The organism is Schaalia odontolytica (assembly GCF_009730335.1).
In the GTDB taxonomy this organism is placed as follows: domain Bacteria; phylum Actinomycetota; class Actinomycetes; order Actinomycetales; family Actinomycetaceae; genus Pauljensenia; species Pauljensenia dentiphila.
Map to the genome: position 1 here is coordinate 136193 of NZ_CP046315.1, position 16577 is coordinate 152769.

The 16577-nt window shown below is 65.6% G+C and carries 16 protein-coding genes; 14 read left to right on the top strand and 2 right to left on the bottom strand.

The features are described from left to right. The first annotated feature begins 5 nt into the window (after nt 1-5). Entirely contained in the window at nt 6-524 is a 519-nt protein-coding gene (locus tag FOC40_RS00595) for a hypothetical protein (RefSeq protein WP_039929838.1), read from the top strand. An 82-nt stretch (nt 525-606) separates the two neighbouring features. Here FOC40_RS00595 and FOC40_RS00600 read toward each other — a convergent pair whose 3' ends face one another. After that, the gene (locus FOC40_RS00600) at nt 607-1182 is read right to left on the bottom strand and encodes a hypothetical protein (RefSeq protein ID WP_003796943.1); all 576 of its coding nucleotides are present in this window, start codon (nt 1180-1182) and stop codon (nt 607-609) included. 185 nt (nt 1183-1367) lie between these two features. After that, nucleotides 1368-1736, bottom strand: a complete 369-nt coding sequence (locus FOC40_RS00605) for an ABC transporter permease (RefSeq protein ID WP_231126027.1) — start codon at nt 1734-1736, stop codon at nt 1368-1370. A gap of 500 nt (nt 1737-2236) precedes the next feature. Here FOC40_RS00605 and FOC40_RS00610 point away from each other — a divergent pair, with 500 nt between their 5' ends. The 13 genes from FOC40_RS00610 (at nt 2237) to pknB (ending at nt 16573) form a co-directional block, all read left to right on the top strand. After that, complete coding sequence (locus FOC40_RS00610; protein WP_231126028.1) at nt 2237-3346, top strand: hypothetical protein; 1110 nt, start codon at nt 2237-2239, stop codon at nt 3344-3346. Next, nucleotides 3343-3786 carry a hypothetical protein gene (locus FOC40_RS00615; RefSeq protein ID WP_003796952.1) on the top strand — a complete coding sequence of 148 codons (444 nt, stop codon included), beginning with the start codon at nt 3343-3345 and terminating at the stop codon, nt 3784-3786. The genes FOC40_RS00610 and FOC40_RS00615 overlap by 4 nt, the downstream gene beginning before the upstream one ends. After that, the gene (locus FOC40_RS00620; protein ID WP_039929892.1) at nt 3783-4328 is read left to right on the top strand and encodes a hypothetical protein; all 546 of its coding nucleotides are present in this window, start codon (nt 3783-3785) and stop codon (nt 4326-4328) included. Before FOC40_RS00615 ends, FOC40_RS00620 begins: the two co-directional genes overlap by 4 nt. Further along, nucleotides 4321-5010: a hypothetical protein gene (locus tag FOC40_RS00625; RefSeq protein WP_003796956.1), complete on the top strand. Its 690-nt coding sequence runs from the start codon at nt 4321-4323 to the stop codon at nt 5008-5010. The genes FOC40_RS00620 and FOC40_RS00625 overlap by 8 nt, the downstream gene beginning before the upstream one ends. Continuing rightward, nucleotides 5007-5375, top strand: a complete 369-nt coding sequence (locus FOC40_RS00630) for a hypothetical protein (protein WP_003796958.1) — start codon at nt 5007-5009, stop codon at nt 5373-5375. Before FOC40_RS00625 ends, FOC40_RS00630 begins: the two co-directional genes overlap by 4 nt. Nucleotides 5376-5795: 420 nt before the next feature. Continuing rightward, the gene (nrdF, locus tag FOC40_RS00635; protein ID WP_003796962.1) at nt 5796-6758 is read left to right on the top strand and encodes a class 1b ribonucleoside-diphosphate reductase subunit beta; all 963 of its coding nucleotides are present in this window, start codon (nt 5796-5798) and stop codon (nt 6756-6758) included. A gap of 417 nt (nt 6759-7175) precedes the next feature. After that, entirely contained in the window at nt 7176-7877 is a 702-nt protein-coding gene (locus FOC40_RS00640) for an FhaA domain-containing protein (protein WP_003796966.1), read from the top strand. A 4-nt stretch (nt 7878-7881) separates the two neighbouring features. Beyond that, nucleotides 7882-8385: an FHA domain-containing protein FhaB/FipA gene (locus FOC40_RS00645; RefSeq protein ID WP_003796968.1), complete on the top strand. Its 504-nt coding sequence runs from the start codon at nt 7882-7884 to the stop codon at nt 8383-8385. 1 nt (nt 8386) lies between these two features. Further along, on the top strand, nt 8387-9685 hold the full coding sequence (locus FOC40_RS00650; RefSeq protein ID WP_003796969.1) for a PP2C family protein-serine/threonine phosphatase: 1299 nt from the start codon (nt 8387-8389) through the stop codon (nt 9683-9685). Further along, entirely contained in the window at nt 9685-11064 is a 1380-nt protein-coding gene (locus tag FOC40_RS00655; RefSeq protein WP_003796971.1) for an FtsW/RodA/SpoVE family cell cycle protein, read from the top strand. The genes FOC40_RS00650 and FOC40_RS00655 overlap by 1 nt, the downstream gene beginning before the upstream one ends. A gap of 3 nt (nt 11065-11067) precedes the next feature. Continuing rightward, complete coding sequence (locus FOC40_RS00660) at nt 11068-12519, top strand: peptidoglycan D,D-transpeptidase FtsI family protein (protein WP_003796973.1); 1452 nt, start codon at nt 11068-11070, stop codon at nt 12517-12519. A gap of 11 nt (nt 12520-12530) precedes the next feature. Beyond that, nucleotides 12531-14573, top strand: a complete 2043-nt coding sequence (locus FOC40_RS00665) for a serine/threonine-protein kinase (RefSeq protein ID WP_003796975.1) — start codon at nt 12531-12533, stop codon at nt 14571-14573. After that, entirely contained in the window at nt 14546-16573 is a 2028-nt protein-coding gene (pknB, locus tag FOC40_RS00670; protein ID WP_155844086.1) for a Stk1 family PASTA domain-containing Ser/Thr kinase, read from the top strand. Before FOC40_RS00665 ends, pknB begins: the two co-directional genes overlap by 28 nt. Nucleotides 16574-16577: the final 4 nt, after the last annotated feature.

A 16577-nucleotide genomic window follows, 5' to 3' on the forward strand; every position in this document is an offset into this window, starting at 1 on the left:
TGGCCATGGCCACCTCAGCTAGCTGTTCTTGTCCGTGCGCTGGCTCGGTGGACCCGACTCGGGTCGCGGGGTTCGCGGCGGGCGTGGGTGCGACCGTCGCGTGGTACGCCCTGCCCGATTACGTGCGCTCACGCCCGTTGCGCGGCCTCGTGAAGGCGGGTCTCCTGGGGGTACTCGGCTGGTCGATGGTGGCGCAGCTGCCGGAGCCCTCGGAACTTCCGCCCTACGATGACGAGGACGTGGATTGCTCGAAGTCGTCCCCCGTCGCGGGTGAGGATCCGCTCGAGGGCATCACTGAGGCGGATCCGGCGGAGCTGGCGGTTCTCGCGGGCGCGGCGCTGGGGTCGGCGATGATCACGGTCGGCGTGGAGCGTTGGCTGTTCCGCCGCGGTGAGGGTCGCCGTGCGCAGGGCGCTCGTTTTGCCCACACGAGGCAGGGGCTGGCCCTGGGCGCTCTGGAAGCGGGCCTGACCGCGCTGACGTTCGGCGCGGGAGCCGTGCGAGAAAAGCTTTCGAAGGGCTGACGTTTCGTCTATCGTCCCGCGCCGACGAGGCCGGGGCGCAGTGATCGGGTCCGTGCGCGTGGGCGTGCGGGCCCGATGCGTGTCAGAGGGTGCGTCCGTTGATGCGGCGCAGTGCTTGGCAGGAGCGCCAGGAGTTGAGGAGCCCCATGGCAAGGGGCAGGGAGGCGAGGGCGGCGAGGAGAGCGGATTCGGTGGCGACGGCGATGCCACCGACGGCGAGGAATCCGATGAACCAGGCGAGCTTCATGCGCGCGCAGGCGGTCATGACGGCGCCGTCTTGCCGGGCGGCGTGCAGGGCTGCGTGGGACTCGGAGAAGATGACGAGGTCTTCGTTGCCGTCCCATTCGCGGTGCCAGCGGCGGGCCGCGATGAGGAGTGCGGCGAGGAGCGCAAGGAGGATGAGTCCTCCTCCGAGAATGAGGCTCAGGGCGAGGCCGGCGAGCTTTTCGCTGACCGGTTCGGGCATGGAGGAGAGTTCGACGATGGCGCCGATGGCGCTGACGGAGACGATCAGGAGGATGGTGACGACGTCGATGGCGATGTTGACGCGGCCCTGCGTTCGCTGGCCGGCGCGCACGCGGTTGTAGCGGCGCAGCTGGTCATTCCCCAGGCGGTAGGGCCGGGGCGCGGCATCGAATTGCAACGGCTGATAGGTCACACCCTCACAATAGCGTTGTCCGTTAACTTTTCGCGCCTTACAAAGCAACTACAAGCTGCCCAGTTGGACACTTTTTCACTGGTCAGGATATGAGCATTTTTCGCCATAATCACTGAAACTGCGCGGCGACAGGGATCAGCGGGTGAGCGCCATCAGTCCGAAGAGGATGAGCCCCGCCAGCACGATCATGCGTATGAAGTCCATGACGGAGCTCCCCGGTCCGGGAAGCACTTGCGCAGGATCCTGAAGGTCAGGCGCACGCCTCGCGGGAGGACGCGATTGAAGCACGCGATCTGCGCGAACGTCATGAGGTAGCCGCTGAGCGACATGACGGCGTACAGGAGGAAGAAGAGGAGCGCGAGCTCATCCGTCATGATTCGCAAGGTCGCGACGTAGCCGATTCCGCAGCCGAAGCCCGCGAAAATGGCGAAAATCCAGGCTTTGTCGAGGGCGAAGGTCACGCGCTTGAGCATCCGCCCGTAGGCCTCGGCGAGGGCCGGCTCCATCTCGACGGCGTCCCAGGTCGACGAGGCACAGGGGCAGCTCGCGGGCAATCTCGCGGGATTGGGGGTGCAGGCGCATGCCGGCCGAGGCGGTCGGCGTAGGCCGCGGCCTGGACGTCGCGACGGTAACAGGCGTCTTCACCCATGACCTTCAGGGATTCGAGGATAGACAGGACCACGCGGTAGTCGTACCGGGCGAGGGCCTCGTCAACGTCGGCGAAGGTGGGCGTCGTCATGGCGCATACGATACCGCCCCGCACACGCCCGAGGTGACCTCGTCCACGACACACGGGTGAATCTCAGAACGTGTCCTGAGCACATCATCTCTGACCTGCGACTACGACAAAACACTGCGCTGTAGAGCCAAATCGCGCTGCGGATTGTTGAACAACCGGAGTACGCTGACCATTAAGTGACGCACAGCATGCGCGCCGCCCGATTGTTCCAACGGAGTGAAGCAATGCCCCCCCCTTCCAGCTACCTCAACGGTTCCCACATCGGCGGGAACCGTAGAATTCGCCGAGTCCTTTACGTGGGACTTTCCGGTTAAGGTGGACGCGATCCTGTCGCTGAAGGATCAGTGCGATAAACCGATCGCGGCACTCGACGAGGCCATTGGCGACGCGACGGCCGCCCGAGGGATGGTCGAACATCAGAGAGCCAGGCTGGTGGAGACCGTCGTCGAGCACCTGACGAATGTCATCTCCGCAGCCGAGCACGCGCTATCATGTTTTCGCTCACTACAATCCGCCCTGGAGGACTACGGGGGCGCCGTGAAGCCCATCAGGACAGAGTTTGAGGCCATCATCACCGACGCCAGTGGCGCAGGATTGACGGTTTCACAAGACGGTACACAGGTGACCATCAGCCACCCGGCGAACATCCCGGGCGGCCTTGGCGCCTTCTTTGCATCGCTGCGCTCGCGCTGCGAGATCAACCAGAGGAAGTTCGCCTACGCGGAAAAACTGTTCGGCGATGCCCTCGCAGGCATCGACCCCGCCCTCTGGGAGTCGACGCTCCTCCCCGTGTTCAACAAATTCGTCGAAACATACGGATTCCCCACGGGGTTGAATGCGAGAGCTCGCTTGCCCGGATGGGCAGACACCATGCACAATACCCTCGCAGACGGGATCGAGTCGGTCTACTTACAGGCGAAGGGTGCCAAGTACCAGGCGCCGGCCGGAATCAAGGACGCGTCCCCCTGGAAGCAGATCACCGAGCGAGGGAACCTCAAGAACTGGAAGGTCCCGGGGGTGGACGCCGTCAAGGGCGGCAGTCGAGCGATCAAGACCGCCGACGTTTTGCGAACGGGCGGCAAGCTCGCGGGCCGCGCCTGCGCGGTCCTCGACGGAGTCGTCAGCGCCTACGACAGCTACCAGTCGGACTCCTACCACCACCCGGAGATGGGACAGGGCGAAAAGATCGCAAGAGCCGGAGTGACGGGCGCAGCCAGCGCTACAGGCGCGTACTTCGGAGCCACCTACGGAGCACAACTCGGCGCAGCGATCGGTGCTGTCGGCGGCCCCGTCGGCATTCTGGCGGGAGGCGTTATCGGCGGCATTATTGGTGGACTTGGCGGAAGCAAACTCGGACAAACGGTAGGGAATATTGTCAACAACGGTATGCACTCACTCATCAACACTGGAGGTTCACAGTCATGATTTTCTGGGAAGTCTTTGGCGCAATTTTCGGGCTCATGATTATTGGCGCCTGGTACATGGAGACCTATCTCGATACCACGTTCTCTAGCAACTCCCGTATCATTACCTCGCGGATGAGCAGCAGCGCGAGAAGCCAAGCAACAACACGCCCACTTGTTGGCCTTGGTTTCTTCATCTGTAGCCTCGGAAACACCAGCTATAAATTGGGTTTCCATTACGTCATGACGGGGATCCTCACAGCCGTCGGTATACTCTGTTTTCTTATCGCTGCCATCTATCATTTCTTCCCCTTATCCGTTCCCCGATGGGCCGACGCTCGGTACCAGTACATGAAGCGCCACGGAATGCTGGACGAGAACGGTGATCCCCTCCCGCAGTTCGAGCTTTCGGAGGACGACGAGGAGTCCGCTGACAACGATCAGGGATGGAGGACACCATGAGTCTGTCGACCTATTGGCTGTTGCCTCCCCGCTGGTCGTCGTGCCCGAAGGAGGAGATCTCCTCGATCCTCAACCAGGCATTCGGGAGCACCGGCGACACACAGGATCAAACAACGGCCGACAATACGGAACAGGATTCAACGTCTCCCGAAGGGGGCGTCATCGCCCTCGCCGTCGGCCCCATCGATGCCGACTACGATTTCACGCCCACCCTCCTCGTGCTCGCATCCCCCATACCCGCGAGCACGACGCCCGCACAGGCGCTCGCCGACTCGGCACGGTCCATGTCCGATCAGGTTCCTGGCTTCCGCATGCTGGAGGATTGCGAGTGGCCGGCGCGACCCGAATCGTCACACCTGCGCACGGGTATCTACATTCAGGGCAGTGTTCCCATCACCGCCTGCCAGTGGGCGTGGATTCATTCTGACGGCGGGAATGACTTCCTCCTCACGGCGACTGCGACGATGACGACACCCGCTTTCGGCGACCTGAACGATGACGTTCTCGCGATCATCATGAGCCTGGAGGTGCGCAATGCCTGACCGTCCTCACATCATCATTCCGGGTGATGTCACCTTAAGCTTCGCTACCTCCGAGGGACTCACCGACGACGCGGCACGTCTCGCGGCTCTCATGCGCACGGCTCGCTCGCGATTGGTCATCGCCACCACGTCTCCGGATGCTTCCCAGTGCCGCCAGGCTCTCATCTGGATGCAGCCGGGCCCCTGCGTCGTCGCCCGCACCGCCACCACCCCCAACGGCGACACTGAGACCCACATTTATCAGATCGATAACGAGGAAATCCCCCATGTCGCGGCGGCGGTATCTCCACTCACGCCTAACCCCGCCGTCTTCGATGGACCTCCCATCCTGCCGACGGCCATCGTGTACGCCGCACAGCAGGGCACGACCCAACAGACGGCCCAGCTTCTCGAGAACTATTCCTCCTACGGCCCCTCAGATTCCGCCTTCGCGCAGGCTCTCGTGGCCCAACGCTGGGCATACACGACCTGGATCCGGGAAGAGCGCACGAAGAAGGGCTCCTTTGTTCCGACCTCCACCCTCTCCACCTTCATCACACCAGCCGCCGCCTACAGGGTCGAGGCTCCGCTTTTCGCGCCCAGCACCGGACCTCACATCCCCATCCACCCCATCTACAACACGCAACTGTGGGCGCTCATCACGTATTTCTTCACCCTGTCACCCGAGAGGAGCCTGCCATGACTTACCGCGTTCTCGAATGGAATTACGAGGAAGTTAATTCGATCATTGCGAAGCTCAGCAACGCCTGCCTGGAACTCACGAATACGCCAGCCCTCAGCACGTCCGACACTGGCAGTGAACACGATGCAACCCTGAGCAAACACGTCACGGCGCTGAACTCAACACGCAGACACATGGCGTGGATCCTGAACGGCATCTACTTGGGCCTCGCCGCCGCGACGGAGGACTTCATGTGCACGGACGACGCGGTCGCGGACGTCATGCGCGAGATCCAACGTTACAACGACGAATACAACCACAAGTACACGCCCCCTGTTCCAACGGGGAACACACAGATCACAGCCGTGACCCCCTCATCAAGCTGACCCCGTCCATGAAACGCAGCACGTCACAGTTCACTTCTGAGCACACACCATGATTGCGATTGTGGGACTGATTCTCATCGGGCCTTTTGGCCTGTACTCGTGGTACGCACAGACCTACACGGACTCATCAAGCGCCTCGCTATGGAGACGCATGTCCACCTCCCCTCAGGCGTTGGGAAAGAGCAGAACTCTCGTCAAACCACTTGTTAGTCTGCTCTTCACTCTTGGGGGAGCAGGAATGCTGGACGAGAACGGAGACCCCATCGACCTCGACGAAGAAAGATCCGACCAACCGAGGTGACCTCGTCCACGAAACACGGGTCACCAGCCTCGTCGCGGGCCTCGCACCCACTATCCTGGACCCTATACGCGAGGCCGCCCCGGCCTCGTCCGTCCGACACCGCACATAGAGGAGCCCCCATGGCAACCGAGCCCGTGTTCGAGGCCATCAACTGGAACAAGATCCAAGACGACAAGGACCTTGAGGTCTGGGATCGCCTGACGGGCAACTTCTGGCTGCCTGAGAAGATTCCGCTCTCCAACGACCTGCCGAGCTGGAAGACCCTCACCAAGGATGAGCAGCTCATGACGAACCGCGTGTTCACGGGCCTGACCCTGCTGGACACGCTCCAGGGCACGGTTGGCGCGGTGTCGCTGATCCCGGACGCGCGCACCCCGCACGAGGAGGCCGTCTACACGAACATCGCGTTCATGGAGTCGGTGCACGCCAAGTCCTACTCGTCGATCTTCTCCACCCTGCTGTCCACGGAGGAAATCAACGAGTCCTTCCGCTGGTCGAACGAGAACGAGGCCCTGCAGAAGAAGGCCGAGATCGTCAAGTCCTACTACGACGGCAACGACCCGGAGAAGCGCAAGGTCGCCTCGACGATGCTCGAGTCCTTCCTGTTCTACTCGGGCTTCTACGCGCCCATGTACTGGAGCTCGCACGCCAAGCTCACCAACACGGCCGACCTGATCCGCCTCATCATCCGCGACGAGGCCGTCCACGGCTACTACATCGGCTACAAGTACCAGCTGGCCGTGAATGAGTCGAGCCAGGAGCGCCAGGACGACCTGCGCGACTACACGTACTCGCTACTGTACGAGCTCTACGAGAACGAGGAGCAGTACACGGAGGACCTGTACGATCCGCTGGGCCTGACCGAGGACGTCAAGAAGTTCCTGCGTTACAACGCGAACAAGGCGCTCATGAACCTGGGTTACGAGGCCCTGTTCCCGGCCGATGCGACCGACGTGAACCCCGCGATCCTGGCGGCCCTGAGCCCCAACGCGGACGAGAACCACGACTTCTTCTCGGGTTCCGGCTCGTCCTACGTGATGGGCGAGGTCGTGGACACCGAGGATGAGGACTGGGACTTCTGAGTTTCACGAGGCCCGGGCCGGGGCGCGCGAACCACGCCGCCTGACCGCCTCCCTCAGCTCAAGACGTACGTGGGTGCGCCCGCCAGATGGCGGGCACACCCACATCGTTTTCAACGGCTCCTACGCCGTCACCAGCAACAGAAATGCGACACGCCCTGTCCACACTCTGTTTGCTCGGACACAACTATTGTCACACGTGTAACATGTGCACCAAATGTCACAGGCGCATCATGGCAAGGTATTCCCTGCCATGACGGACCTTCGATGCGAGCGCGCAGGCCTTTGCTCATCGGGAACATCCCGGCAGATGGGGCCACACCGCTTCGCGCGGCGGCTAAACTGTGACTGGGAGCGGCCTCGCTTCCACCCACACCGTACGTCGCGCGCACAGCGCGGGGGAATGAGGAGAGCACGACTATGAGTATCTTCGACCGCTTCGAGAGCGCCGTCGAGAGAGGCGTCAACGGCGCCTTCTCGCGCGTGTTCCGGTCGGGGATCAAGCCCGTGGACATCACCACGGCGATCCGCCGCGCCATGGACGAATCCGTCCAGGAAGTCTCCGCCTCGCGCATCATTGCCGCGAACCACTTCTCGGTCTACGCCTCGCGCACCGACCTCACCTCCCTCGAGGCGTCCCTCGACGTCCTCGCCGACGAGTTCGCCCAGCAGGCCACCGAACACGCCGCAGCGAACAGCTACTCCCTCCTCGGCCCCATCACGATCGAGTTCATCGCCGACGCCTCCGAGCCCAGCGGCACCCTGAAGGTCGACGCTGAAAACCGCCGGGGACCCGCAGCCCCCGCCACGGCCTCGTCCGCGTCCCCCGAGCACCCGATCATCGACGTCGACGGCGAAAAGTGGCTCCTCACCGAGCCCGTCACCGTCATCGGACGCGGCTCCGAAGCCGACATTGTCGTCAACGACTCGGGCGTCTCACGCCGCCACCTCGAACTGCGCATCACTCCCACCGGCGTGATCGCGACTGATCTGGGCTCCACCAACGGCTCCTTCGTTGAGGGCCACCGCATCGACGCAGCGACCCTGCTCGACGGCAACCAGATCGTCATCGGACGCACCAAGATCCTCTTCTGGACGCACCCAGACCAGAGCGGAGTTTAATGAAGTGACCACAGACCTCGCATTTACCGTTTTCCGCATCGGGTTCCTGGTGCTGCTCTGGCTCCTCGTGCTCGCGGCCGTCAACACGCTGCGACGCGACATCTTCGGCACCGTCGTGACCCCGCGCGGCAAGGGACGCGACAAGGCCACCTCACGCCACAAAGCCTCCCGTGAGAAGCGCAAGGACAACAAGAAGCGCACCTCCACGAACCCCCTGGCTCCCAAGGATCTCCTGGTGACCGGAGGCCCACTCGTCGGCACCATACTGCCCCTCGGCGAGGCCCCCATCGTCATCGGCCGCTCCCCCGCGTGCACCCTCGTGCTCGAAGACGAGTACGCGTCCAGCCGCCACGCGGCACTCACCCCCCAGTCCGACGGCTGGTGGATCGAAGACCTCTCCAGCCGTAACGGCACCTTCATCGACGACGAGCGCCTCAACGCCCCGCGCCAGCTCAAGATCGGTGACGTCATCCGCATCGGCCAGACGACTCTCGAATTGGTGGGTTGATATGTCAGGAAACGCGGTTCAATTCCACTACGCTGCCCGCTCCGACGTGGGCCTCGTACGTTCCAACAACCAGGACTCCGGCTACGCCGGCGCGAACCTGCTGGTCCTCGCCGACGGCATGGGCGGTCCCGCAGGCGGCGACATCGCCTCCTCGGTGGCACTCGCGCACCTCGTCCCCCTCGACACGGACTCGCACCCGGCAGATTCGATGCTCCCCCTCCTGCGCGAGGCCCTCCTCGACGCGCACGAGGAGCTCACCGACCGCTCGAGCCGCGACCGCGACCTCGAGGGCCTGGGCACCACCTGCATCGCGATCATGCGCTCCGGCAACCGCCTCGCGATGGTCCACATCGGCGACTCTCGCGCCTACGTGCTGCGCGGCGACACGCTCACACAGGTCACGACCGACCACTCCTTCGTGCAGTACCTGGTCGACACCGGCCAGATCACTCCCGAGGAAGCCGAGCACCACCCCAACCGCAACGTCGTCCTGAAGATCCTCGGCGACGCGCAGGCCGACGTGGCCCCCGACGAGACGATCCGCGAGGCCGTCGTCGGCGACCGCTGGATGCTGTGCTCCGACGGCCTGTCCGGCGTCGTCTCCCCCGAGACAATCGGCCAGGTCATGGCCGATTTCAAGGATCCGGGCGAGTGCGCCGAAGAGCTCATCCGCCTGGCCCTCCTAGGCGGCGGCCCCGACAACATCACGTGCGTGATCGCGGACATTGTCCCCGCCGGCACGTTCCCGCCCGCTCCCCCGCAGATCGTGGGTGCTGCGGCCATCGACCGCAACGCCAAGTCGCGCGGCGGAGACGGAGCGGCCGCGCGCGCTGCTGCCCTGGGCTCCTCGGCTTCGGGCACCCCCAGCGACGAGGCCGAAGCCCCCGCCGAGCTCAAGCCCCGCTCCTCGTGGTGGACCCCCGTGTTCGTCTCACTCGTGACGGTCCTCGTGGTCGCCGCGTCGTGGATGTCGTGGAAGTGGACGCAGACCCAGTACTACGCGATCGGCCAGGACGGCTACGTCGTCATCTACCAGGGCATCCCCCAGTCGATCGGCCCGTGGCAGCTCTCCCACGCCGTGGAGGTCACCAACGTCGCGCTGTCCGACCTCGCGCCCGTGGACCGCCAGCGCCTCGACACCCCGGTGCTGCGCTCCTCGCGCGCCGATATCGACTCCTACATCGAGGGCCTGCGCCGCTCGGTCGTCCATCCCGACACCCCCTCGTCGCCGACGCCCCAGTCGGGCGCGCCGCAGTCCGGTGAGGCCCAGTCCGGGGCACAGAGCGGGGGCGCCTCCTAATGGCTACCGTATCGATCGCGCCCGCCCGGCCTCGCCGATTCCTGGAGCTGACCCTCATGGGCCTGGCTCTGGCCGTCGGCATCGCCGGCTACGTGCTGACCTCGCTGAACTACACGGGGGAGATCCCCGCGAACCTTCTCACGCAGGTCGGCGTGCTCGTCGCGATCGCCATCATTGCCGAGGTCGGTGTGCACTTCCTGGCCCCCTACGCGGACCCGGTGATTCTGCCGGTCGCCGTCGCGCTGACGGGCCTGGGACTGGCAATGATCTACCGCCTCGACCTGTCGTACGCACGCAGGGACGAGGCCGTGGTGGGCTTCCGCCAAGCGCTCTTCGTGGGCATCGCGATCGTTATCGCGGCCATCATCTTGATCATGCTGCGCGACCACCGCATGCTGCGCCGCTACACCTACACCTTCGGCGCGCTGTCGCTGTTCCTCCTGCTCCTGCCGATGATTCCCGGCCTGGGCCAGGAGACCTTCGGTGCGCGCGTCTGGATCCACCTGGGTCCCATCTCCGTCCAGCCCGGTGAGCTCGTGAAGATCACGCTGGCGATTTTCTTCGCCGGATACCTCGTGACGAACCGCGACAACCTGGCGATCGGCGGCCGCAAGTTCCTGGGCATGCGCCTGCCGCGCGCCCGCGACCTCGGCCCGATCATGGTCGTGTGGCTGATCGGCATCGCGATCCTCGTCCTGCAGCGCGACCTGGGTACCTCGCTCCTCTTCTTCGGCCTGTTCGTCGCGATGCTGTACGTGGCGACGAACCGCGTGTCGTGGCTGGTCATCGGTTTCACGCTCTTCGTGCCGGCCGTCGCGATCGCGGTGAAGTCTTTCAGCCACGTGCAGACGCGCTTCAACATCTGGCTCAACGCCCTGGATCCCGAGGTGTACGAACGAGGTTCGTACCAGCTCGTTCAGGGTTTGTTCGGCCAGGCCTCGGGCGGCCTCATGGGCACCGGTTGGGGTCGCGGATACCCGCAGCTCGTGCCGCTGGCGAACTCCGACTTCATCCTGTCCTCCTTCGCGGAGGAACTGGGTCTGACCGGCATGGCCGCCATCCTGGTCCTGTACCTGATCCTCATCCAGCGAGGCCTGCGCGCGGCGCTGACTGTGCGCGACGGCTTCGGCAAGCTCCTGGCGACCGGCCTGAGCTTCTCGCTGGCCATTCAGCTGTTCGTGGTGCTCGGCGGCATCACGCGCATCATTCCACTGACCGGCCTGACGGCCCCTTTCCTGGCCGCGGGCGGCTCGTCGATGGTGTCCTCCTGGATCACCGTCGCACTGCTGATCCGCGTGTCGGACGCTGCTCGCCGCCCGGCCTCGACCCCCGCGCCGTGGAACTCCGGTATCCAACCTGCCGTGGGAGTAGGTGAGTGAGCCGTGAATAACCAGATCCGCAAGATCTTCATCATCGTTCTCCTGATGTTCGCCCTGCTGGGCGTGGGCATCACGAACACGCAGTTCATTTCCGCGTCCTCACTCAACGCCGACGCTCGCAACCAGCGCACGATCCTGCACGCGGCCGAAACCGACCGCGGCCCAATCATCGTCGACAAGACGGCGGTCGCTTCCTCGCAGCGCGAGGAAGACTCGAAGCGCTACGTGCGCACATACTCCGAGGGGCCGCTATACGCGCCGGTCACGGGCTACTTCTCGTCGGTGGGCAACGCGTCGACGGGCATTGAGGCCGCCGAGGAGGACGTCCTGGACGGCCAGTCCCAGACCCTCCTCGGACAGCGCCTACGCAACCTCCTGACGGGCCAGAATCGTCAGGGCGGCGGCGTCTCCCTCACCCTGAACTCTCAGATGCAGAAGGCTGCGGCCGAGGCCCTCGGTAACCGAAAGGGTGCCGTCGTGGCCCTCGATGCGCGCACCGGCGCGGTCCTGGCGATGTACTCGTCGCCGACCTTCGACCCGAACCAGCTGGCTTCCTCCGACGCCAACGCGGTGTCCGACGCGTTCTCCGCGCTCTCCTCGGACCCAAACAATCCCCTGCTCAACCGCGCGATCTCCGAGCGCTACGCCCCCGGCTCGACGTTCAAGATCCTCACGACGATCGCCCTTATCGAAAACGGCCTCGCCGACCCGGATATGCACATGCCCTCGCCCGTGTCGACGACCCTGCCGGGCACGGCGACCGAGGTCTCCAACATCGAGTCCTCCACCTGCGGCGACGGCGAACCGACGCTGACCGAGGCCTTCGCGCGCTCATGCAACACGACCTTCGTGCTGGCTTCCGAGCAGCTGACAAACCAGCAGCTCCTCGACGTGACGAACCGCTTCGGCTTTGGCCGTGAGTCTCAGATTCCGCTGACGGTAACGCCCTCCGTGTTCCCCGCCGACGCGGACGCCGCGCAGCTCGCGATGAGCTCGATCGGCCAGTACACGGTTCAGACGACGCCTCTGCAGATGGCGCAGGTCGCCCAGGCCATCGCGAACGACGGCCAGATGATGACCCCCTACCTCATCGACTCGATCGTGGACGCCGACAACCAGGTCGTGCGCACGAACAGCCCGACCGACGCCGGTAAACCAATCTCGTCGGAGACGGCCTCGAAGCTGCGCGCCATGATGGAATCCGTGGTCTCCCAGCCCTACGGCACCGGCACGACGATGGCCCTGCCGAACATTGCGGTGGCCGCGAAGACCGGCACCGCAGAGACCGGCAACGGCGACCGCGCGAACGCCTGGGCCGTCGGTTTTGCCCCGGCGGACAGCCCACGCATCGCTTTCGCCGTCCTTGTCGAGGGCGATGACAACGATCCCACGCCCCACGGCGGAGACGTGGCCGGCCCGATCGCCCGCGCCCTCCTGGAAGCGGGGCTGCAGTGAGTACGCCACGCATGACTTCCGGTGCCGGGCGAGTGCTCGGAGGGCGCTACACGCTCCTCACCCCGATCGCCCAGGGCGGCATGGGCGAGGTGTGGAAAGCCCGCGACCGCGTCAGCGGCCACATCGTCGCCGCGAAGGTCCTGCGCCCCGAGCTGACGGGCGAGGAGCTCTCGCTCTCGCGCCTGCGCCTCGAGGCCCGTAACTCGATGTCGATCTCGCACCCGAATATCGCCAACACTCAGGATTCGGGCGAGGAAGACGGCATCGGCTGGATCATCATGGAGCTCGTCGACGGCCATCCGCTGACGGATTACCTGCGCGGCGGCTCCCGCATTGAGCCCGAGTACCTCTTGCCGATCCTCGTGCAGGTCGCGATGGCGCTGGGCGCTGCCGCGCGCGCGGGCGTCGTACACCGCGACATCAAGCCCGCGAACATCATTGTTCGCACTGATGGCATGGTGAAGCTGACAGACTTCGGCATCTCTCGTGCGAAGGGGCAGGTCAACCTGACCGCCGCGGGCATGGTTATGGGTACCGCCCAGTACCTGCCGCCCGAGCAGGCCATGGGTGAGGTCGCCACCCCCATCGGTGACCTCTACGCCCTGGGTGTCATCGCCTACGAGGCCGCAGCCGGTCGACGCCCGTTCACCGGCGAGACCCAGGTGGACATCGCCTTCGCGCACGTCAACGATCCCGTTCCGCCGCTGCCGGACTTCGTGCCCGAGCCCCTGGCCGACGTCATCTTGCACCTGCTGGAGAAGGACCCCGCGAAGCGCCCCGAGTCCGGGTCCGCAGCCGTGCGCGAAATCGCGAGCGCCGCCAAAGCGATGGGCGTGTCCGTAACCCCTCGCCCGCTGCCCCTGCCGAAGGCCGCGCAGCGCCCCGAAGAGGTGCGCACGCCCGTCCAGCCGTCGGTGCCGATCGTCGCGCCCGTGCGTCACCTGACACGCCGCACGCTGCCCGACGAGATGCTGCAGCCCCCCTCGGGACTCACTCCGAAGGTGCGTGCGACGACGGGCCGCCACGCCAAGCTGCCCGTCCTCGACGAAGCGACGACGATCGCCCCCTCCTCGGCCCCGATCCCGATCACGGGTCACCACGCCGCCGTCCCGCGTATCCTCGACGAGGCCGAGGTTCCCCCGGTCTCTCGCCCCGTGTCCGCTCCTACCCGGGTTCGTCGCCTGCACCCCGAGACAACCGGCGAGCAGCCGCCCGCGGTGTCGGGTGCCGTCCGGTCGCTGACCTCGACCGGTCGCCACGCAGCCGTCCCGGCCCCCTCAGCGAATCCGCCGGCACCTGTGTCGGCCCCGATCCCGACGCGATCCACAGCCAAGACAGCCCCCACGCACCCGGCTCCTGCACCCGCTGCTCCTGTGCCCGCGCAGGCCGCCGCACCGAAGACCCCACTGCCGTCCGAGCCGCAGGATCGACGCGCCGCCCTCGCCGAGCGACTGCGCCAACGCGTGGCGGCCCGCCAGGCCGAAGACGCAGCCGAGGAACAGCGCCGCGCAGCCGTCGCCCGCGAGGAAGAACGGCGCCAGCGCGAGCTTCAAGAAGCCCGCGAACGCCGCGAGGCCCGCGAACGCCGCGAGGCCGAAGAAGCCAAGCGTCAGGCAACCCCGCGCATTCCTCAGCCCGCCCGCTCCGAGTCGCCTCGCCGCGACAAGGCGGCCACGGCCTCGTCGCCGCGCGTGTACGGGACCGTTCCCCAGCCTCGCGCAGCCACGCCCTCAAAGCACCAGCGACGCTCGGTCTACGAGCCGCAGCACGAGAAGGCGAAGCGCGGGCCGCGCTGGCACGAGCTCGACGCTCGCAGCGCGCAACGTATCCGTCCGGCGGCCAAGACCGCGTACTCGCGCAGCGTCGTCGCACCACCCGTCCCAGCATCCAGGCAGATTATTCGCGCAGTCATCATCGCAATCATCGTGATTGCGCTCATCGCGCTTGCAGCTATTACGATCAAACACATGCTTGGCTCCCTGATGCAACCAAGTGCGGGAGCACACATTATCGAGGAGGTTAGGACATGGCAGAGCCCATGGCCCACCGTCTAGCTGGCCGATACGAGGTCCGCTCGCTCATCGGGCGAGGCGGAATGGCCGAAGTCCACCTGGGCTTCGACACTCGCCTGTCGCGCGTCGTAGCAATCAAGATGCTGCGCCGCGATCTGGCGCAGGACTCGATTTTCCAGGCGCGCTTCCGCCGCGAAGCGCAGTCGGCGGCGTCGCTGAATCACCCGAACATCGTCGCCGTGTACGACACGGGCGAGGAGATCATCGAGGATGCGACCGGCCGCTCGATCGCGGTGCCCTACATCGTCATGGAGTACGTCGAGGGGCACACGGTCAAGGACCTGATCTCCGACGGCACGGCCGTTCCGATCAACGAGGCAATCGAGATCGTGTCAGGCGTCCTGTCCGCCCTCCAGTACTCGCACGCGAACCACCTCGTGCACCGCGACATCAAGCCCGGCAACATCATGCTGACGTCGGACGGCAAGGTCAAGGTCATGGACTTTGGCATCGCGCGCGCCCTGACGGACTCGCAGGCCACGATGACGCAGACGAACGCCGTCGTCGGCACCGCCCAGTACCTCTCCCCCGAGCAGGCTCGCGGCGAGACCGTTGATGCTCGCTCCGACCTGTACTCGACCGGCGTCGTCCTCTTCGAGCTGCTGACGGGCCGCCCGCCCTTCAAGGGTGACTCGGCCGTCGCCGTCGCCTACCAGCACGTCGAGCAGATCCCGCCCACGCCCTCGTCGATACTGTCCGACATCCCGGACTCGCTCGACCGCGTGGTGCTGAAGTCCCTGGCGAAGAACCGCGAGGACCGCTACCCGAGCGCCGCAGCAATGCTCGCGGACCTGCAGCGCGTGGCCCGAGGCCTCGACGTGGGCGCGCCGCCCACCGACTCATGGGCGACCGAGGTCCTGCCCGCCGCCGGCATGGCGTCCGCACGCACCGCCGCGACCACGCCGATGGCCGCGGTCCCCAGCCACGCGCCCGCCGCGGTGATGGCCGCGACCTCCACGTCGCTGCCCGCTGTTGCCACCGAGGACACTGCGAACGAGGCAGCCAAGGCCCGCAAGCGCCGCACGGCGATCATCGCGACCGTGTTGCTCATCGCCCTGCTGCTGATTGGCGGCTCGGTGTGGGCCCTCACGCGCGGCGCCGCCGAGCCCAAGTCGATCGCGGTTCCCAACGTCGTCGGCCTGACCCAGGCCGAAGCGAAGACCCAGATCGAGCAGGCTGGCTTCACGTGGGAGCTCAACCCCGACAAGGTCGCCTCCGACACCGTCGCTGAGGGCTCCGTGGCCTCCACCGACCCCGCTGCGGGCACGCAGGCCGAGAAGGGCGCGACCGTTCGCGTCACCATCTCCTCCGGCCCCGATTCGGTGACTCTGCCGGACAACCTGGTTGGCATGAGCCCCGACGACGCCCGTAAGGCGATCGAGGCCCTTGGCCTGAAGTGGGAGCTCGACTCCAGCAAGGTCGCCTCCGACACCGTTCCCGAGGGCAAGGTCGCGCAGACCAACCCCTCCCCCGGCTCCAAGGTGAAGGCAGGCCAGACGATCCGCGCCTACCTGTCCTCCGGCTCGGATCAGGTGGACGTGCCCGACCTGTCGGGCATGACCCAGGATCAGGCGCGCAGCACCCTCAAGGGCGTCGGCCTGGAGTTGGGCAACGTGACGAGCGTTGACTCCGAGAAGGAGAAGGACCGCATCGTCGAGCAGGATCCCGCGACCGGCACGAAGGTCAAGAAGGGCACCGCCATTGGCGTGTCCATCTCGAGCGGCAAGGCCGCGCAGGTGGAGATTCCCACCGTCGTGGGCATGGGCCGTGAGGACGCCGAGGCGCAGCTCAAGGCCCTGGGCCTGACCGTCACCATCGAAGAGGTCGCAGGCAACCAGCCCGCCGGCCAGGTCCTCTCCGTCGAGCCCGGCGAGGGTTCGAAGGTGGAGAAGAATTCGACCGTGAAGCTGAAGGTATCGAAGGGCAGCCAGAAAGGAAACAACGGCGGCAATAACAACGGCAACACCAACACGCCAAAGTGAGCAC